The 16,231-nt window shown below is 69.8% G+C and carries 14 protein-coding genes and 1 pseudogene; 9 read left to right on the top strand and 6 right to left on the bottom strand.

Annotated elements, in window-relative coordinates; all coding sequences use genetic code 11:
• The first annotated feature begins 32 nt into the window (after window positions 1-32).
• Complete coding sequence (locus RWQ91_RS10010; protein WP_314505567.1) at window positions 33-1,211, top strand: ROK family protein; 1,179 nt, start codon at window positions 33-35, stop codon at window positions 1,209-1,211.
• Between the two features lie 10 nt (window positions 1,212-1,221).
• Here RWQ91_RS10010 and RWQ91_RS10005 read toward each other — a convergent pair whose 3' ends face one another.
• Entirely contained in the window at window positions 1,222-2,223 is a 1,002-nt protein-coding gene (locus tag RWQ91_RS10005) for a LacI family DNA-binding transcriptional regulator (RefSeq protein WP_314505565.1), read from the bottom strand.
• 195 nt (window positions 2,224-2,418) lie between these two features.
• Here RWQ91_RS10005 and RWQ91_RS10000 point away from each other — a divergent pair, with 195 nt between their 5' ends.
• The 7 genes and pseudogenes from RWQ91_RS10000 to RWQ91_RS09970 all read left to right on the top strand — a co-directional run.
• The gene (locus RWQ91_RS10000; RefSeq protein WP_314505562.1) at window positions 2,419-3,702 is read left to right on the top strand and encodes an extracellular solute-binding protein; all 1,284 of its coding nucleotides are present in this window, start codon (window positions 2,419-2,421) and stop codon (window positions 3,700-3,702) included.
• A gap of 10 nt (window positions 3,703-3,712) precedes the next feature.
• Window positions 3,713-4,756 carry a carbohydrate ABC transporter permease gene (locus RWQ91_RS09995; RefSeq protein ID WP_399546239.1) on the top strand — a complete coding sequence of 348 codons (1,044 nt, stop codon included), beginning with the start codon at window positions 3,713-3,715 and terminating at the stop codon, window positions 4,754-4,756.
• Window positions 4,756-5,628, top strand: coding sequence for a carbohydrate ABC transporter permease (locus RWQ91_RS09990; protein ID WP_314505560.1), 873 nt, complete (start codon window positions 4,756-4,758; stop codon window positions 5,626-5,628). The genes RWQ91_RS09995 and RWQ91_RS09990 overlap by 1 nt, the downstream gene beginning before the upstream one ends.
• A gap of 8 nt (window positions 5,629-5,636) precedes the next feature.
• A complete protein-coding gene (locus tag RWQ91_RS09985; RefSeq protein ID WP_314505559.1) occupies window positions 5,637-7,928 on the top strand; it encodes a glycoside hydrolase family 3 N-terminal domain-containing protein in 2,292 nt (763 codons plus the stop codon).
• 73 nt (window positions 7,929-8,001) lie between these two features.
• Entirely contained in the window at window positions 8,002-9,405 is a 1,404-nt protein-coding gene (locus RWQ91_RS09980; protein ID WP_314505557.1) for an aspartate aminotransferase family protein, read from the top strand.
• A gap of 46 nt (window positions 9,406-9,451) precedes the next feature.
• Window positions 9,452-10,087: an NAD(P)-binding domain-containing protein gene (locus RWQ91_RS09975; protein ID WP_314505555.1), complete on the top strand. Its 636-nt coding sequence runs from the start codon at window positions 9,452-9,454 to the stop codon at window positions 10,085-10,087.
• 63 nt (window positions 10,088-10,150) lie between these two features.
• Window positions 10,151-10,453, top strand: a pseudogene (locus RWQ91_RS09970) (hypothetical protein); the annotation flags it as partial.
• 180 nt (window positions 10,454-10,633) lie between these two features.
• On the opposite strand, the gene RWQ91_RS09965 reads toward RWQ91_RS09970, so the two are convergent.
• Both RWQ91_RS09965 and RWQ91_RS09960 read right to left on the bottom strand, forming a co-directional pair.
• A complete protein-coding gene (locus tag RWQ91_RS09965; protein WP_314505553.1) occupies window positions 10,634-10,948 on the bottom strand; it encodes an ATP-dependent DNA ligase in 315 nt (104 codons plus the stop codon).
• 36 nt (window positions 10,949-10,984) lie between these two features.
• Complete coding sequence (locus RWQ91_RS09960) at window positions 10,985-11,554, bottom strand: helix-turn-helix domain-containing protein (protein WP_314505550.1); 570 nt, start codon at window positions 11,552-11,554, stop codon at window positions 10,985-10,987.
• Between the two features lie 48 nt (window positions 11,555-11,602).
• On the opposite strand from RWQ91_RS09960, the gene RWQ91_RS09955 reads away from it, so the two are divergent.
• The gene (locus tag RWQ91_RS09955; RefSeq protein WP_314505548.1) at window positions 11,603-12,658 is read left to right on the top strand and encodes an SDR family NAD(P)-dependent oxidoreductase; all 1,056 of its coding nucleotides are present in this window, start codon (window positions 11,603-11,605) and stop codon (window positions 12,656-12,658) included.
• Window positions 12,659-12,677: 19 nt separating this feature from the next.
• On the opposite strand, the gene RWQ91_RS09950 is transcribed toward RWQ91_RS09955, so the two are convergent.
• The 3 genes from RWQ91_RS09950 to RWQ91_RS09940 are packed head-to-tail and all read right to left on the bottom strand — an operon-like array spanning window position 12,678 to window position 16,225.
• Window positions 12,678-13,331, bottom strand: a complete 654-nt coding sequence (locus tag RWQ91_RS09950; protein ID WP_314505547.1) for a M23 family metallopeptidase — start codon at window positions 13,329-13,331, stop codon at window positions 12,678-12,680.
• Window positions 13,332-13,333: 2 nt separating this feature from the next.
• The gene (locus tag RWQ91_RS09945) at window positions 13,334-15,340 is read right to left on the bottom strand and encodes an FAD-dependent oxidoreductase (RefSeq protein WP_314505546.1); all 2,007 of its coding nucleotides are present in this window, start codon (window positions 15,338-15,340) and stop codon (window positions 13,334-13,336) included.
• A gap of 45 nt (window positions 15,341-15,385) precedes the next feature.
• On the bottom strand, window positions 15,386-16,225 hold the full coding sequence (locus tag RWQ91_RS09940; protein WP_314505544.1) for an SDR family NAD(P)-dependent oxidoreductase: 840 nt from the start codon (window positions 16,223-16,225) through the stop codon (window positions 15,386-15,388).
• Between the last annotated feature and the right edge of the window lie 6 nt (window positions 16,226-16,231).

Genomic DNA, 16,231 nt, shown 5'->3' with positions numbered 1-16,231 from the left:
ACAAATCGACCGCCACCCCTAGAGTGAGACCGATGACCGAGCCCACCGAGAGAGCAGCCGCAGACGGAGTGCGCCAGCGCAATCTGGCTCGGATGCTGCGCCTCGTGCATCTGGACGGTCCCCTCTCGCGGGCATCGCTGACCGAGGCGACCGGGCTGAATCGCTCCACGATCGCCGACCTGGCCGGCGAGCTCGTGCGGGGCGGTCTGGTCGAAGAGCGCGCCCCCGACCCGTCGCGCCGGGTGGGGCGCCCCTCCCCCGTCGTCGGCGCCGCGTCCGGCGTCGTCGCGATCGGTGTGAACCCCGAAGTGGATGCCGTCACCATGGCCGCGGTCGGGCTCGACCGCACGATCTCGCTCCGCACCCGCATCGAGGTCGATCACCTGATCACTCCGCCCGAAACCGCGGCGATGGTCGCCGCCCAGCTGGCGACGTGGCGCCGCGGAGGCCTCGCCGAGGCCCGGATCGCGGGCGTCGGGCTGGCCGTCCCCGGCCTGGTCCGCGCGGGGGATGGGCTCGTCCGCAACGCCCCGCACTTGCGATGGACCGACTCTCCGCTGCGCGATCTGGTCGCCGAGGCGACCGGGGTGCCGACGTCGGTGGGCAACGACGCCATGCTGGGCGCCGTCGCCGAGCACCTGTTCGGCGCGGCCCGCGGCGTGGATGACGTCGTGTACCTCAACGGCGGAGCGAGCGGCATCGGCGGCGGGCTGATCGTCGGGGGCGTTCCGGTGCCGGGCGCGGGCGGGTACGCCGGGGAGTTCGGACAGAACCGGCCGGGCATCGCGGCGACCTCCGATCGCCGCGCCGGCGACGGCGTGCTCGAGGACGAAGTGAGCCGCGCGCGGCTCCTCGCCGCCGTCAGGCTGCACTCGGCGGACGAGCCGACCCTTGCTGCGGCCCTCGCGACATCGGAGTCGGTCACGGTCGCCGAGGAACTCGCGCGGCAGCGGCGCATCCTCGCGACGGCTCTCGGCAACGCCGTCAACGTCCTGAACCCCTCGGTCGTCGTCCTCGGCGGATTCCTCGCCACGCTCGCCGAGCACGATCTCGACGGCCTCGTCGATGCCGTGGCGCGGCAGGCGATGCCGGCCAGCATGGAAGGGCTCAGCATCCGCACCGCCGTTCTGGCGGAGGACCGGCTGCTCATCGGCGCCGCCGAGCTCGCCTTCGCCGACCTGCTGCGCGACCCGGCGGCCTTCGCCCCGTAGCCCGGCGGTGCTACAGCGGCGGTGCGGTGGTGGCGCGCGGGACGAGGCGCGTCGGCAGCCGCAGATGCGTCTGATCCGGCTGCTCGCCGTTCATGAGGGCGATGAGCATCTTGGTCGCGACCTCCCCGAGTCGCTGCATGGGCTGGCGGACCGTCGTGAGCGACGGCACGTGGCGCGAGGCCTCGGGAATGTCGTCGAAGCCGATCACCGAGAGCTCGTCGGGAACCGAGATGCCCAGCTCTGCCGCGACGGCGAGGACCGCGATCGCCGAGAGATCGTTCGCAGCGAAGATCGCCGTGGGGCGGTTGACCTGCGAGAGCAGCTCCTGCGCGAGCTCTCGTGACGCATCCTCCTGGTAGCGGCCGACCCCGACCAGGCGGGGATCGAAGGGGATGCCGGCCTCGAGCAGGGCGCTGCGGTAGCCCGCGTCCCGCAGCACCGACGAGCGCAGATCGGGACGGCCGGAGATGAAGCCGATGCGCGTGTGGCCCAGCTCGATCAGGTAGCGGGCGGCGAGCTGGGCGCCGTGGAAGCTGTCGGATTCCACGGTGGGAAGATCCGCGGGCCCGGTGTGCGGATCGATCGCGACGATCGGCACTTCGCTGCCCCCCACTGCCACGACTGTCGGCGTGACCATGATCACGCCGTCGATCAGCGTGCCGCTCAGCCGGCTCACCGACCGCCGTTCCCACCCCTCGCCGGTGCCGTCCTGCGAGCCGCTGTAGGCGAGCAGGTCCAATCCGGTCCCCCGCACCGCGGCTCCGACGCCCTTCAGGATCTCGGCGCTGAACGGCTCGAAGGCCGGCACGAGAACTCCGATCACCCCGGTGCGGTGGGAGCGCATGCTGCTGGCGCCGAGGCTCGACTGATAGCCGAGCTTCTCGACGACATCGAGCACGCGTCGCATGGTGTCGGGCGAGACGCCGTACCTGCCGTGCACGGCTTTGGACACTGTGGAGACCGAAACGCCGGCTGCCGCGGCGACGTCATTGATCGTTGCGCGGCGTCCCATGGGCCAGATCATAACGAATGGAAAAGGTTTTCGAAAACGTTTGACAGTTTCCGCCCGACATTGCGACACTGAACGCCAGCGCCGGGTGCCCAAGCCCGTGCGCCACGCACAGCGGTCCCGGAACTCGTCGACCGTGCGGGTTTCACGCCACCTCCGCGAGCGAGGTGCGACTCGAAGAAGAGAAACGGAAATCACATGAATGGCAAGAAACTCCTGGCGGGTTCTGCCCTCCTGGCCGTGGGGGCGCTCGTCCTGAGCGGCTGCGCGGGCGGCGGTGACAGCGGCTCCGCGGACGGCGACGTCACGCTGACGTTCTGGCACAACTCCACGACCGGCCCCGGCAAGGCGTACTGGGAAGACACCGCGGCAGCCTTCGAGGAGGCGAACCCCGGCGTCACCGTCGAGATCCAGTCGGTTCAGAACGAAGAGATGGACGGCAAGCTGCAGACGGCCCTGAACGCCGGCGACGCGCCCGACATCTTCATGGCGCGCGGTGGCGGCAAGCTCGCCGACGTCGTCGCCGCGGGGCAGGCGATGGATCTGACCGACGGCGTCACCGAGGAGACCACGTCGGCCCTGGGCGGCGTGCTCTCGGCATTCGAGATCGATGACAAGGTGTACGGCATCCCCACCGCCGTGCTGCCCTCGGGAATCTTCTACTCCGGCGACACGTTCGCCGCTGCCGGCATCACCGAACCGCCCGCGACCATCGAAGACCTGGTGACCACGGACGAGGCGCTCAAGGCAGCCGGCGTCGCGCCGATCGCCGTCGGCGCGAAGGATGCGTGGCCCGCCGCGCACTGGTACTACAACTTCGCCCTGCGCGCCTGCTCGAAGGAGACGATGGACGAGGCGGCCGACAGCCGCCAGTTCGATGACCCCTGCTGGCTCGAAGCGGGCGAGAACCTGCAGGCGTTCATCGAGACCGAGCCGTTCAACGACGGCTTCCTGACGACCGCAGCCCAGCAGGGCGCCGGCTCGTCGGCAGGCCTGATCGCCAACGGCCAGGCCGCGATGGAGCTCATGGGCGCGTGGGATCCGGGCGTGATCGCCTCGCTCACGCCCGATGAGAAGCCGCTCGCCGACCTGCTCTGGTTCCCGTTCCCCGCGGTCGAGGGCGACGGCGCTCCCGGCGCCATGATGGGCGGCGTCGACGGGTACTCCTGCTGGGTCAACGCACCCAAGGAGTGCGTGGACTTCTTGAACTTCATGGTCGAGAAGCAGAACCAGGAGGCGTACGCCGAGGCGTTCGTCACCCTGCCCGCCTCGCAGGAGGCGCAGGGCGTCGTGACCGACCCCGCACTCAAGGAGGTCCTCAAGGCGTACAACGAGGCCCCGTACGTGGTGGTCTGGCTCGACACCCTCTACGGCCAGAACATCGGCAACGCGCTGAACGTCGCCGTGGTGGACATGTTCGCCGGTCAGGGTGACGCGCAGGCCATCGTGGATGCCGTCAACGACGCGGCTGCCAAGTCCTAGGAGGCACCTGATGGCTTCCCTGCGCGACACGTCGCAGACCACCGCGAACGCCGCCGGGACGCCGGACGTCGACGGGGGCAGCGTTCAGACGCTGCCCCCGTCGGGGCCGCCCCCGTTGAGACGGCCCACCGCGAGTCGGCGCTCCCGCGGTGCCGGCTGGGGTCCGCGGCTCGAACTGGCCGTCCTGATCGGACCGGCCCTGCTGGTCTTCGTCGCCTTCGTGATCTTCCCCGTCGTGCTCGCGGCGTACTACGGCTTCTTCAGCTGGTCGGGCTACGGCCCTGCCGTGGACTTCGTCGGCCTCAACAACTACGTGGTGATCCTCACCGACCCCGACTTCCACGAGGCGCTCGGGCACAACGTGTTCATCGCGATCATGTCCCTGGTGCTGCAGGGTCCGCTCGCGCTCGGGCTCGCACTGCTGCTGAACCGCAAGATGCGCTTCCAGTCGGCGATCCGCATCCTGATCTTCGTCCCCTATGTCATCTCCGAGGTCGTGGTCGGCATCGGCTGGAGCCTCATGCTCCAGTCCAACGGCGCGCTCAACGGCCTGCTCGAGAAGGTCGGCCTCGGTGCGCTCACGGCCGATTGGCTGTCGGACCCGGCGATCGCGATCTGGACGCTGATGGTGATCATCACGTGGAAGTACATCGGCTTCGCGACGATCCTCTTCCTCGCCGGACTGCAGGGCATCCCGGATGAGCTGTCCGAAGCGGCCGCGATCGACGGGGCCTCGTACTGGCAGATCCAGCGCCACATCGTGCTGCCCCTGCTCGGACCGACGATCCGCATCTGGGCGTTCCTGTCGATCATCGGCTCGCTCCAGCTGTTCGACCTGGTCTGGATCATCTGGGGTCAGTACGTCGCCTCCACCGCCGGCACATCGACGATGGCGACCTACATGGTGGCCAACGGACGCAACGCCGGCAGCTACGGATACGGCAGCGCCGTCGCCGTGGTGATGTTCCTCATCTCTCTCGCCGTCGCGCTGCTCTACCAGCGCTTCCTGCTGCGCCGCGATACGGCGGGCGCCATCACAGGAGGGAAGGCCTGATGGCCGCAACACTCATCGAGGCGCCCCCCGCCCGACAGCGCCCCGCACCCGGACAGCTCAAGTCCGGCGGCCTGGCGATCTACTTCGTCGCGCTCGTGCTCATCGGGCTCATGCTCGCGCCGGTCGCCTACATCATCCTGGGCGGGTTCCGCTCGAACTCCGAGATCACCGTCGACCCCTCGGGCTTCCCCACGGCCTGGCAGTGGCAGAACTACGCCGACGTCCTGGTGAGTCCGGTCTTCTGGGGTCAGGTCGGCAACTCGGCGATCGCCGCGATCGCGACGACGCTGCTGGTCGTCGCGATGGGGCTCATGGCGGCGTTCGCGCTCGCGCGCTACTCGTTCCGCGGACGCGGACTGATCTATGCCGTCTTCGCCGCCGGACTCATGTTCCCGATGACGGTGGCGATCACGCCGCTGTACATCCTGGTGCGCAACCTCGGTCTGATGAACTCGATCGCCGGCGTGATCATCCCCCAGATCGCTTTCGCCCTTCCGATCACGATCATCATCCTCGTCCCCTTCCTGGCGGCGATCCCGAACGAGCTGCAGGAGGCGGCGGCGATCGACGGATGCAGTCGCCTCGGCTTCTTCTGGCGCATGGTGATCCCCCTGGCGGTTCCCGGGGTCATCACGGTCGGCATCCTCGCCTTCATCGGCAGCTGGAACAGCTACCTGCTGCCGCTGTTCATCCTGAACAACGAGGCCGCCTACACGCTGCCGCTCGGCACGCAGGCCTTCGCCTCGCAGTACTCCGTCGACACTGCACGCGTGCTGGCATTCACGTCGCTCTCGATGATTCCGGCGCTGGTGTTCTTCAGCCTGTTCGAGCGACGCATCGTCGGCGGCCTCACCGGCGCCGTGAAGGGCTGAGAACCACCATGAGCGAATCGCAGTCTTCGGCGCGCGTGCGCGCGCTGATCGCGCAGATGTCCCCCGAGGAGAAGATCGCCCAGCTGGGCGGATTCTGGGTCGATCAGGGCGATGAACTCGTCGCGCCGATGGCGGGCGAACTGGCCTCCTCGACGAAGTACGACGACGCCTCCCGGCACGGCATCGGGCACCTCACGCGCGTCTACGGCACCCGGCCGGTCGACCCGGTGCAGCGCGCCGAGTGGCTCTGGGGCGAACAGCGGAGGCTGCGGTCTCAGACGCGTCTGGGCATCCCTGCGATCGTCCACGAGGAGTGCCTGACGGGCCTCGCCGCGTGGAAGGCGGCGACCTTCCCCACGCCGCTGGCCTGGGGGGCATCCTTCGACCCGGCCGCCGTGCACGAGATGGCCGCGCTGATCGGTGCGTCGATGCGCACGCTCGGCATCCATCAAGGTCTCGCGCCGGTGCTGGATGTCATCCGCGACCCGCGATGGGGGCGCGTCGACGAGTGCATCTCCGAGGACCCGTACGTCGTGGGGACGATCGGCACCGCGTACGTGCGCGGCCTGCAGGAATCCGGCGTCGACGCCACGCTGAAGCACTTCGTCGGCTACTCGGCATCACGAGCGGGGCGCAACCACGCTCCCGTGTCGGCCGGTCCTCGGGAAGTGGCGGACGTGCTGCTTCCGCCGTTCGAGATGGCGGTTCGCGATGGCGGTGCCCGCAGCGTGATGAACTCCTACGCCGAGATCGACGGCGATCCGGTCGCCGGGACGCCGGCGTACCTCACCGACCTGCTGCGCGGCACGTGGGGCTTCGACGGCGTCGTGGTCTCGGACTACTTCTCGGTGCTGTTCCTGCAGACGATGCACGCGGTGGCCTCGAGCCCCGCCGAAGCGGCGTTCCTGGCGCTCACCGCCGGCATCGATGTCGAACTGCCGAGCGCGGACGCGTACGGCGCTCCCCTGCTCGATCTGCTCGTCGACGGCGGGATCGACGAGGCGGTCGTCGATCGCGCTGTCGCCCGGGTCCTGACCCAGAAGGAGCGGCTCGGGCTGCTGGACGAGACGTTCGATCAGCCTCCGGCGGCGGTGGACCTGGACGGTCCGCAGCACCGTGCGCTGGCGCGCCGTCTGGCCGAAGAATCGGTCATCCTGCTCTCCAATGACGGCACGCTGCCGCTCGGCGCGCAGCACCGGCGCATCGCGGTGATCGGCCCGAATGCGGACTCGGCCGAGGCTCTCATGGGGTGCTACTCCTTTGCGAACCATGTTCTCGCCCACCATCCGGAGGTCGAGCTCGGCTTCCGCATCCCGAGCGTTCTCGAGGCGCTGGTCGCCGAGCTGCCCGACGCGCAGATCAATCACACCCGGGGGTGCGATGTCGAGGGTCAGGACCGATCGGGGTTCGCGGATGCCGCGGCTGCCGCATCCGCCGCCGATGTCGCCATCGTCGTGGTCGGCGACCGCGCCGGGCTCTTCGGGCGGGGCACCGTCGGCGAGGGCAACGACGTCGAGAGCCTCGAACTGCCCGGACTGCAGCGCGAGCTCGTCGAGGCGGTGATCGCGACCGGCACACCGGTGGTCGTCGTCCTTCTGACCGGCCGGCCGTACGCCGTGGGGTGGGCGCTGGACGAGCCCCACGCACCAGCAGCGGTGGCGCAGGCCTTCTTCCCGGGCGAAGAGGGCGGGGCGGCGATCGCCGCGATCCTCTCCGGCGCGAGCGCGCCGAGCGGACGCCTGCCGGTCTCGCTCCCGCGATCGGCCGGATCCCAGCCGTTCTCGTACCTGCATCCGATCCTGGGAGGACCGAACGAGATCACGAGCGCGAGCAGCGCCCCGGTCCGACCCTTCGGGTTCGGGCTGACGTACACGTCCTTCTCGCGCACGGAGCTCTCCGCCGGGCCTGCGGTCAGCGCCGGAGAGGCGTTGCGCGCATCGGTCCACGTGCGCAACACCGGTGCCCGCGCGGGCACGGATGTCGTGCAGCTCTACGGGCGGGATGTGTACGCGTCGGTCACCCGCCCCGTGGCCCAGCTGCTCGGATATGCCCGCGTCTTCCTCGAGCCGGGTCAGGAGGCGATCGTGGACTTCGACGTTCCGACGACGCGTCTGGCCTTCACCGGTCGCAGTGGCCGGCGCATCGTCGAGCCGGGCGCGGTCGAGCTGTGGGTCGGCGGCTCGAGCGCCGACAAGGAGACGACAGCGTCGATCGAGATCACCGGTGCCGTGCATGTTGTGACGGCGTCCGATCGGCGGGTGACGGCGACGCACGTGCGCACCGTGGTGGACGCCGTCTGAGCGCCGGCGTGAGCGGCGGCGCCCACGACGACCCGAGTATCGTCGTGGGCAACCCGCCAGGAAGGCCCGACCGATGACGATCTCGACCGACAGCACCACCCGCACCGACGCAGAACTGCAGGCCATGGCCCGCGACCACCTGTGGATGCACTTCTCGCGTCAGTCGGTCATGACCGACGGCCCCGGTGTGCCGATCATCGTCAAGGGCGAGGGACACCGCATCTGGGATTCCACCGGCAAGGAGTACATCGACGGCCTGTCCGGGCTGTTCGTCGTCAACGCAGGTCACGGCAGGCGGCGCCTGGCCGAAGCGGGTGCCCGGCAGGCCGAGCAGCTCGCGTTCTTCCCGATCTGGTCGTACGCCCACCCGGCCGCGATCGAACTCGCCGACCGCATCGCCGATCTCGCCCCGGGCGACCTCAATCACGTGTTCTTCTCGACGGGCGGCGGCGAGGCTGTCGAGACGGCGTTCAAGCTCGCCAAGCACTACTGGAAGCTCGCGGGACAGCCGACGAAGCACAAGGTGATCTCGCGCTACATCGCCTACCACGGCACCCCGCAGGGCGCCCTGGCGATCACCGGGCTGCCCGGCATGAAGTCCATGTTCGAGCCGGTCGTGCCGGGCGGCTTCCGCGTGCCCAACACGAACTTCTACCGCGCCGCAGAGATGGGCTTCGCGGGCGGCTCGCAGGAGGAGTTCGGCGTCTGGGCGGCCGACCGCATCGAGGAGATGATCAACTTCGAGGGGCCGGAGACCGTCGCCGCCGTCTTCCTCGAGCCCGTGCAGAACTCGGGGGGATGCTTCCCCCCGCCCCCCGGATACTTCCAGCGCGTCCGCGAGATCTGCGACAAGTACGACGTCCTGCTCGTCTCGGACGAGGTCATCTGCGCGTTCGGGCGCCTCGGCCACTACTTCGGCGCCGACGCGTACGGATATCAGCCCGACATGATCACCTTCGCCAAGGCGGTCACGAGCGGCTACTCGCCCCTGGGCGGGACGATCGTGAGCGACCGCATCTACGAGCCCTTCGCGCACGGCAACGTGTCCTTCCCCCACGGCTACACCTTCGGCGGTCATCCCGTCTCGTCCGCCGTCGCGATGGAGAACCTCGACATCTTCGAAGAGGAGGGCCTCCTCGCCAACGTGCGCGAGAACTCGCCGATCTTCCGCCGTACTCTCGAGAAGCTCACCGACCTGCCCATCGTGGGCGACGTGCGCGGCGACGGCTACTTCTTCGGCATCGAGCTGGTGAAGGACAAGACCACGAAGGAGACCTTCGACGACGACGAGTCCGAGCGGCTGCTGCGCGGATTCCTGTCCAAGGCCCTCTTCGACGCCGGGCTGTACTGCCGCGCCGACGATCGCGGCGACCCGGTGATCCAGCTGGCGCCGCCCCTGACGATCGGCCCGGCGGAGTTCGACCAGATCGAGCAGATCCTGCGATCCGTGCTCAGCGAGGCCTGGACGCGACTGTAGACGGCCGTGCGGGAATAGCTCGGGTGATGCCGCGTTCCACCACCGCATGACACGAATCGGAATCATCGGCGCAGGACACATCGGCTCGGCTCTGGCGAGAGGGCTCGTCGATCGCGGGTACGACGTCGTGATCAGCAACTCGCGCGGGCCGGCGTCGCTCACGCCGCTCGTGAGCGAGCTGGGGCCGAACGCCGAGGCAGCGACGGCGGCGGAAGCGGCTGCCGCGGGCGATGTCGTGATCGTGACGGTCCCCCTCAAGGCCTACCAGGATGTGCCCGTCGAACCTCTGGCGGGCAAGATCGTCCTCGATACCAACAACTACTACTGGGAACGCGACGGTCGGATCCCGCAGCTGGACCAGAAGCAGGCGACGACCAGCGGTCTGCTGCAGGAGCACCTGCCTCTCTCCAAAGTCGCGAAGGCGTTCAACCACATCCTGGCGTCAGAGATCCTCACCGACGGCAGGCCGGCGGGGGATGCCGACCGCCGCGCGCTGGCGACCTCCGGTGACAGCGACGAGGCCGTGGCGCTCGTGACGGCGCTGTACGACGAATTCGGCTTCGACACCGTGAACGTCGGGCCTCTGAAGGACAGCTGGCGCGTCGAGCGCGACCAGCCGGCCTACGTCGTCCGCCAGACGCGCGAAGAACTGACCGAGAACCTCCGCCGCGCCACCCGTTGACCGCGGGCGAGAACTTTCCACAACAATGCGGAGGCGCGGCGGGCTAGGGCTTATGGTGGCCCGGTGGGCACCATCTACTACGGCGGGTCGGCTACTCCGATCCACATCGACGACCGCGCGCTGGCGCACCTGAAAGTCGTCATCGCGACCAAGCTGCGGCGCAGCGAGAGCTTCACGGTCACCTGGCAGCACCCCGACGACCAGCCGCGGGGTCGCAGCACGATCTGGCTGCACCCGTCGATTCCGCTGCGCTTCGTCTTCGACGATCCCGAGCCGACGAACCTGAGCCGCGCGTGGATCGAGGAGCTCGCCAGTTCCGCCAATTCCTCGGGCGGCATCACGCTGGTCGCGGAGCACTTCGACACCGGCCCGATCGAGACCCTGGCCGTCGACGGCGAGACCGATGTGTCGGTCGGCAAGGTCGAGGTGGACGAGCTGTCGATCGACAAGCTCACCGTCGCCGGCACCGAGGTGACCGCCGCCGAGGCGGGCGACGCGCGCAAAGAACTCGAGACCTCCGAGGTCCCGATCCAGCCCGAGGGCTGATCACTCCTCGACGGGAGCGTCCTCGGCCGGCTCGGGAGTGATCGTCAGTCCGTTCGGGCCGCTCGCGGCCTGCATCAGATCCTCGATCCAGAGGCGGTTGATGCGGGGGTTGCGACTGCCGAAGAAGTGGAACTGGATGGGCACCGACGGGTGCATCCAGAAGCTGCGTCGGCCACTCCCGTCGCCGACCTCGACGTCGAACATGAACGCCTCGGTGCGGCGCAGCTTGTTCATAACCACGATGCGCAGATGTGCCAGCGTCCGGTCGTCGATGTCGACCGAGTTCGCCATGGTGTCGTAGATGAACCTGCCCATGCGTCGAGCCTACCCGGGCGCACGGCGCACAGGCAGTCAGCGGGGCGAGAATGCCGCGCGGAAAAGCGCGCGGGCGCGCCGCGCGACGTCGTCTCGCTGACCCGGGTCGGTGCGGGCGAGCTCGGTGGCCAGCATCCCCGTCGCCATCATCACGTCCTCGGCCTCGACGTGCGTGCCCACATGTCCGAGCGCGTGCTCGCGCGCCAGCAGTCGCGAGACGACATCGCGGAACCGGATGCCGAGGGGAGCCACCCGCGGATCGTGCAGGTCGGCGGTGATGAGGTCGATGAAAGCCGTCGAGACCATCGCCTGCGCGACGACCCGATCGAGCAGGTCGTCGATCGTCCGGTCGGCGGGAGCGGTGAACTCCTCCAGGTCGGCCAGGTTCTCCTCGAAGACGGCGACCGCCAGCGCTGCGCGGTCGGGGAAGTGCCGGTAGAGACTCCCCTGACCGACCCCCGCGCGGCGGGCCACGGCGCTGAACGGCGCACTCAAGCCCTCCTCCGCGTAGACCTCGCGCGCCGCGGCGATCAGCGCCGCGCGATTGCCCGGCCCGGCGGCCGGGCCGCGATTCGCCTTCGCCTGCTCTGGCCGGGGTGTGGACACGGGTGTAGCCTAGTACCGGACACAGTTGTCCGGTCGAAAGGAAACATCATGGGCACCTCGCCTCTCACCGCCGATTCGTCGATCGCCGCCTGGCTCGACGATCCCACCGGCAACGCGATCCTCACCGACATGCTCGCCCAGGGAGGGCAGTCCCCCGAGGTCTTCAAGCCGATCAAGCGTCTCGCGATCAAGCGGCTCGTGAAGATGAGCCGCGGAGCGTTCACACAGGACATGCTCGACGATCTGGTGCGCCGCGCCGCGGCCGGGGACGTGCCCGTGGGCACGCCCGCCCCAGCAGCCGCCACGTCGGAGGCGGCATCCGCATCCGCCGTCCAGCTGCGCGAGTGGACGGAGCGCATCGACCAGGGCAGGTTCACCGGACAGACCGTGATCGTGACCGGCGCCGGGTCGGGCATCGGCCGGGCGACCGCATCGCGGGTGGCCCGCGAGGGCGGCCGCGTGGTCGCGGTGGATGTCAGCCAGGAGCGGCTCGACGAGTTCGTCGCCGCCCACGCGGGAGCCGACATCGTGCCCCTCACGGCCGACATCACCGACGACGCCGGCGTCGCGCGCATCGTCGAGGCGGCCGGCAGAACGATCGACGCGCTCGCGAACATCGCCGGGATCATGGATGACATGACGCCGGTCGGGGACGTGACGGATGCCGTGTGGGAGCGGGTCTTCCGGGTCAACGTCACCGGGACCATGAAGCTCATGCGCGCCGTGATCCCCGTGATGCTGGCTCAGGGCGGCGGGTCCATCGTCAACACGGCGTCCGAGGCTGCCCTGCGCGGCTCGGCCGCGGGCGTGGCCTACACGGCGTCCAAGCATGCGGTGGCGGGTCTGACGAAGAGCAGCGCGTTCATGTACGGACCGAGCGGCATCCGCGTCAACGCCGTCGCACCCGGCCCGACCATCACGAACATCGAGGCGAGCTTCGGCTCGCCGCTCGGAGCGGAGCGCATCCAGAACGCGATGGCGGTCATGCCCGACCCGGTCGAGGCCGACGCGCTCGCGGCATCCATCACCTTCCTGCTGAGCGAGGACGGCGTGAATGTGAACGGCATCATCATGGCCAGCGACGGCGGGTGGTCGGCGGCCTGATCCGCTCGCCGTTCCGGGGTCAGGCCGGCTCGACGATCTCGCGCTCGCCGGGCATGCCGTTCTCGACGCGCATGCCGCTGGTGAGGCTCCGATAGGAGCGGAACAGCATCGGGATGCCGCGCGCGGCGCTCCAGTCGATCGAATCGGTGACCTGCAGATGGAGGCAGGGCTGAGTGCTGTTGCCGGAGTTGCCGCACTCGGCCAGCTGATCCCCCACCTCCACGCGGTCACCGACCGAGACCCGCAGGCTCGCCTGCCGCAGATGCACCAGGCCCACGAACGGGCCGTCGGACGCGAGGGCGATCACGACGTGGTTGCCCGCGATGGCCGCCACGCCGGCCCGCACGCGGGCGGACTGCCCGAAGGCGTACGGCAGCAGTGTGAACGGCGAGCGGCGACCGACGTGATCGAGCTCACCGTCGTGCGCGACCACGACCCGCCCCGCCGCGGGGGCGAGGATCGGACGACCGAAGCCGACGAAGGCCCCGACCGGCTCCGAAGCCAGTGTGCGCCACGTGGTGCGGGCGGAGCGCCCGTGGTCGTCCACGCCCACGAAATCGACCGCGTGCGTGATGCCGAACAGGTCGGTGCCGTGGCTGGGCACCCGGCGCGCCGGGCTCATCTCCGTCCGCCACCGGCCACGGAACGGAAGGTCGATCACGAGCGGCTGCATGCTCAGCCCCGCAGCGTCGCCAGGCCGGCGACGTCGTAGGCGAGCTCGACCGCCTCGAAGATCGCCGCATCGATCGTGCGCGGCGAGAAGGCATCGCCGATCGTCACCACCCGGGTCCCTCGGAGCTCGTGCATGCCCGGCATCCGCACGGCCGCGCGGGGTTCGATCGCGATGACGGCGTCGAACGCGTCCAGGACCGTGCGGCGACCGGTGACGGTGTCGGACAGTTCCCCGCCGTCCGGTCCGGCACGCAGGACCTGCTGCGAGACCAGGCGCTCGAATCCCGGATGCGCGCCGAGGGTCTCCAGCAGCAGCGGACGGTCGTACCCCGCGCCCACATGCGGAAAGACGGTCTCGAACGGCGTGATCAGCGTGAGCGCGTCGACCCGGCCCAGCAGTGTCAGCACGATGCCCGAGGCGTACGCCGTGCCGTCGGCGTCGACCACGGCGATGCGGCGGCCGAGGTCACCGGGCGCGGTCAGGGCCGAAAACGCGTCGACCGCCATCGCGGGCGGACGGCCGTCGGCGTAGGCACCGCCGATCGCGAGCGACGTCGCGACTGGAGCGGTGGCGCCGGTCGCGAGCACGACACCGTCCGGCCGCATCTGTCCGAGCAGGCGAGCAGTGGCCTCGATCCCGAGCCGGACGTCGACGCCGGCTCGATCCAGGTCGCGCCGCGAATCGTCGAGAAGCAGCTGGATGCTCTCGCGCCCCGGAACAGCGCGAGCGAGTCGCAACTGCCCGCCGAGCGCCCGGTCGCGCTCGAACAGGGTCACCGCGTGCCCGTCATTCGCCAGCTCGACCGCCGCCCGCATGCCGGCCGGTCCCCCGCCGACGACGACCCAGCGCTGCGGCGCCTTCGCCGGGGGCCGGGGCGCGCGCTCGCGCTCCCGACCGGCCAGCGGGTTCACGGTGCACGACATCGCGAGTCCCCGGCTGCCGCGGCCGAGACAGCCCTGGTTGAGCCGGATGCAGTGCCGGATGCCGTCGCCTCGGCCTTCGCGCAGCTTGAGTCCCAGGTCGGGATCGGCGATCTGCGCCCGCGTCAGGGCCACCATGTCGGCGATGCCCTTCCGGACGACTTCTTCGGCCTGCGCCGGGTCGAGGGCGGCGCCGACCCCGAAGACGGCGACGTCCGGATTGGCGGCCTTCACCGCGGCGACCTCCTCGCGCAGCCAGGCCGTCGGCATCGCGGCGTTCGGGAAGACGTAGTGCACGTTGTGGTAGCCGCCCGCGGCGAGGTCGAGGAAGTCCAGGCGGGCTGCGGAGCGAAGCATCGAGATGGCGGCGCGCAGGGCCGCGGCATCCATCCCGAGCGGGTGGAACTCGTTGGCGACGATCCGTATCCCCACCACGAACTCCTCGCCCACCCGCTCGCGCACGGCCGACAGCACCTCGCGGGCGAACCGCGTGCGACCCTCGAGGTCGCCGCCGTATCCGTCGCTCCGAGCGTTGTACAGCGGCGAGAGGAACTGGTGCAGAAGGTAGCCGTGCGCGATGTGGATCTCGACCCCGTCGAACCCGCCGCGCTGGGCGATCTCCGCCGAGGCGGCGAAGGAGTCGGTCACCTCGCGGATGTCGTCCAGGTCCATCTCGCGCGTGGCGTGACCTGTCGACGGTGAGAGTATGCGTGAAGGGGCATAGATCGCGCGCGGGCCGTCCGGACCGTCCGGCGACGCCTGCGCGCCGTGGTGGTTCAGCTGCACGAAGACACGGGCGCCGGCGTCGTGGATGGCATCCGTCATGCGGCGGTCGGCATCGACGGCCTCGGGGCGGAACGCATCCTGGAAGCCGCGGATCGATCCCGTGGGGTGCACGAACTGGTTGCCGGCGATGAACAGCCCGCAGCCGCCGCGCGCCCGCCGCACGAAGTACGCGGTCTCGCGAGCGGACTCCACCCGGTCGGAGTACTGCTTCGAGTGCGCGGTCTGCATGATGCGATTGGGCACGGTGACCGCCCCGATGCGCAGCGGAGTGAACAGCGGCGACGCAGCAGGCGGTGCGGTCATCTCCTCATCCTGCCCGCGCCGGCCGATGCCGCCCACCCCACCGCGCTACAGACCGACCAACTGGGCGCTGCGGTCCCAGAAGGCGCGTGCCAGTCCGGCGTCCGATGCCTGCGGGTTCGTTCGCGCGATGCGCATCTTCTCGTAGAACTCGCCCGACTGCCAGTCGGTGCCGGGCGTCGTCTCGGCGAGCCACACGAGGGTCTGCGCTCCGGCATCGGGAGAGATCAGTCCGACGACGTTTCGGAGGGGCGTCTGATAGATCCAGCGCATGAGGCTGGTGGAATCGGAGGCGAATCCGGTCGCCACCGCGCCGGGGTGGAAGGCGGCCGCCGACAGTCCCTCGGGGTGGAAGCGCCGATGCAGCTCCTTGGTGAAGAGCACGTTCGCGAGCTTCGAGTCGCCGTAGGCCTTGTTCGCCGAGAAGGTGCGGTCGTTGTTCAGATCGTCCAGGTCGATGCGGCCGAAGAGGCGGGCGGCCGCGCTGGAGGTGTTGATCACGGTGGCGCGGTTCGCCAGCAGGGTCGGCATGAGCAGGTTGGTCAGCAGGAAGGGCGCGAGGTGGTTGACCTGCAGGGTCTTCTCGAATCCGTCGACCGTCCGGGCGCGGTCGCCGAAGATGCCGCCCGCATTGTTGACGAGCACGTCGATCGCGGGCACCTCGGCCAGCAGTCGTCCCGCAAGCGCCCGCACCTGCGCCAGTTCGGCGAAGTCGGCCGTGAGCCACGGTGAGTCCAGCTCCTCGCCGATACGGCTGGTCTTCTCCTCGGAACGCCCCACCAGGACGAGCGAGTGCCCGTCCTGCTTGAGCCTCCTCGCCGCCGCCGCGCCGATGCCGTCACTGGATCCGGTGATCACGATGGTCTGGGACTTCTGTGCGCCGCTCATCCCCTC

Source organism: uncultured Microbacterium sp. (genome assembly GCF_963524805.1).
Lineage (GTDB): Bacteria > Actinomycetota > Actinomycetes > Actinomycetales > Microbacteriaceae > Microbacterium.
The sequence above is the reverse complement of the archived record's forward strand: the minus strand, read 5'-3'. Positions and strand labels throughout refer to the sequence as shown.

Bases quoted from the DNA above. Each gene is read 5' to 3' on its own strand.
- RWQ91_RS09975 (WP_314505555.1), top strand. From the start codon at position 9,452: ATGACACGAATCGGAATCATCGGCGCAGGACACATCGGCTCGGCTCTG.
- RWQ91_RS09945 (WP_314505546.1), bottom strand. From the start codon at position 15,340: ATGACCGCACCGCCTGCTGCGTCGCCGCTGTTCACTCCGCTGCGCATC.
- RWQ91_RS09955 (WP_314505548.1), top strand. From the start codon at position 11,603: ATGGGCACCTCGCCTCTCACCGCCGATTCGTCGATCGCCGCCTGGCTC.
- RWQ91_RS09990 (WP_314505560.1), top strand. From the start codon at position 4,756: ATGGCCGCAACACTCATCGAGGCGCCCCCCGCCCGACAGCGCCCCGCA.
- RWQ91_RS10010 (WP_314505567.1), top strand. From the start codon at position 33: ATGACCGAGCCCACCGAGAGAGCAGCCGCAGACGGAGTGCGCCAGCGC.
- RWQ91_RS09940 (WP_314505544.1), bottom strand. From the start codon at position 16,225: ATGAGCGGCGCACAGAAGTCCCAGACCATCGTGATCACCGGATCCAGT.
- RWQ91_RS09965 (WP_314505553.1), bottom strand. From the start codon at position 10,948: ATGGGCAGGTTCATCTACGACACCATGGCGAACTCGGTCGACATCGAC.
- RWQ91_RS09995 (WP_399546239.1), top strand. From the start codon at position 3,713: ATGGCTTCCCTGCGCGACACGTCGCAGACCACCGCGAACGCCGCCGGG.
- RWQ91_RS09980 (WP_314505557.1), top strand. From the start codon at position 8,002: ATGACGATCTCGACCGACAGCACCACCCGCACCGACGCAGAACTGCAG.
- RWQ91_RS10005 (WP_314505565.1), bottom strand. From the start codon at position 2,223: ATGGGACGCCGCGCAACGATCAATGACGTCGCCGCGGCAGCCGGCGTT.
- RWQ91_RS09985 (WP_314505559.1), top strand. From the start codon at position 5,637: ATGAGCGAATCGCAGTCTTCGGCGCGCGTGCGCGCGCTGATCGCGCAG.
- RWQ91_RS09950 (WP_314505547.1), bottom strand. From the start codon at position 13,331: ATGCAGCCGCTCGTGATCGACCTTCCGTTCCGTGGCCGGTGGCGGACG.
- RWQ91_RS10000 (WP_314505562.1), top strand. From the start codon at position 2,419: ATGAATGGCAAGAAACTCCTGGCGGGTTCTGCCCTCCTGGCCGTGGGG.